This window comes from Aminobacter sp. P4_D5 (assembly GCF_056401815.1).
Map to the genome: position 1 here is coordinate 1 of NZ_JBFUIP010001142.1, position 572 is coordinate 572.

At 63.1% G+C, this 572-nt stretch carries 1 protein-coding gene; it reads right to left on the reverse strand.

Translation table 11 applies throughout. The features are described from left to right. Nucleotides 1-231: 231 nt before the first annotated feature. Nucleotides 232-572 (reverse strand): hypothetical protein (locus tag AC1DWF_RS37145; protein WP_476843427.1); only part of this gene is annotated, 341 nt, incomplete at its 5' end.

Sequence of the window (572 nt, forward strand, 5' to 3'; positions counted from 1 at the left end):
CAATAGGCGCGTTCGCCTTCCGCCACGGAAACGCCTGCGGATAACGCTGCGCCATCCGCGCGTTGCCTTCCTCGAAGTAGGACGCGGGCACCGAGTTCGGGTTCCCGCCCAGTCGATAGCAGACTGTACTTCGTCCGGTGCATCCGAATCGCGGTGCGTGAGTGGAAATCGCCCGGTAGAATTGCCTGTCCGCGCCCCATCGGCTGTACCAGGCCGGCGCAAGCTGGACGATCACCTCGCGACGGATGCAGTAGGTGGAGGTGTCGACGAGATGCTGGCCCGGAGATAGGTCGGCCAGGCGCCAAGGCTCTCGCAATTGTCCTCGCAGACGTACTCACCGCTCAGGCGGTGAATCTTGCGCAGGCTGTGGCACCACGACCAGGCATGGCGTTCGCAGGCCTCGACCATGGAGGCGACATGGCCGGGCTCGTACCAGTTGTCCTGGTCCAGATAGAGGATGTAGTCGCTGTTCAGCAGATAGCTCACGGCGGCGTAGATGCGATGGCCGAAGAAGCCGTCCTGCCCGGTGTTCTGGGGAAGCTGCAGAGTCTTCACGGTGGGGAATCCGGAAA